At 74.3% G+C, this 1,013-nt stretch carries 2 protein-coding genes; both read left to right on the top strand.

Going from position 1 to position 1,013, the window contains the following annotated elements; translation table 11 throughout:
• Positions 1–573 (top strand): TetR/AcrR family transcriptional regulator (locus tag ACZ5CR_RS47605; RefSeq protein WP_468870324.1); only part of this gene is annotated, 573 nt, incomplete at its 5' end.
• A 150-nt stretch (positions 574–723) separates the two neighbouring features.
• Positions 724–1,013 (top strand): DeoR family transcriptional regulator (locus ACZ5CR_RS47600; protein ID WP_468870323.1); only part of this gene is annotated, 290 nt, incomplete at its 3' end.

Here is a 1,013-nt window from a genome sequence, read left to right as displayed (position 1 = left end):
GCGCTCTTCGTCGAGAACGGGCTGCGGGCCACCCGCGCCGAGGACATCGCCCGCGCGGCGGGCGTCGCGCCGCGCACCTTCTACCGCTACTTCGCGACGAAGGAGGAGGCTGTGGCGCCGCTCTTCGCGGCCGGTGCGCAGCAGTGGGCGCAGGCGGTGCGGGGCGCGCCCGCGGGGCTTTCGGTGCGGGACGCGCTGCGGCATGCGGCGGCGAGGGCGCTGGTCCCCGACAGTGACGCGGCCCCGGGGCTCGCCGTCGGGGACGCGGAGGCGCTGGAGTGGGTGCGGGCGCTGCTGCGGATGGCGGGGGAGAGCGCGGCCCTGCGGGCGGTGTGGTCGGACGCCTGCCACGCCTCGGAGGAGACGCTGCTCTCCGTCCTGGTCGAACGAGAGGGCCGCGGCGGGGAGGCGCCTTCGCTGGAGCTGCGGCTTGCGGCGGGTGTCGCCAGTGCGGCGGTGCGGGTGGCGGTGGAAACGTGGGCCTCGGGCGACGACCCGGCCGGCGGCCGGGGCGGCCCCGCGGCGCTGGCGGACCGCTGCATCGAAGCCCTGGAGGGCTTCCGCTGGCCGTAGGGGGCTGCTCTGCCGTCGCGGCGCTCAGCGCTGCCGGGACGGAAGTCCGTTTGTGTCCGCCAAAGGTCCGTACGTGTTTACTTTGCGGAAATCCAGCCGTAGCCTGCGAGGGAACCCACAAGCTCGGGCATCAGGCGGAGGCAAACGGACATGTACGCACCGGAGCGGCAGCAGGAGATCCTGCGGCTCGCGCGCGACGGCGGGCGGGTCGACGTGCTGTCGCTTGCCGAGGAGTTCAAGGTCACCGCCGAGACCATCCGGCGTGATCTGAAGGCCCTGGACCGCGCAGGCCTCGTGCGCCGCGTGCACGGCGGTGCCATACCGGCAGGACGCCTCGACTTCGAGCCCGACCTCGCGGAGCGAGAGGGAACGGCGGCCGACGAGAAGGACCGCATCGCCCACGCCGCTCTCGCCGAGCTCCCGGCCGAAGGCAGCGTCAT

Source organism: Streptomyces sp. NPDC031274, from assembly GCF_055570235.1.
The sequence above is the reverse complement of the archived record's forward strand: the minus strand, read 5'-3'. Positions and strand labels throughout refer to the sequence as shown.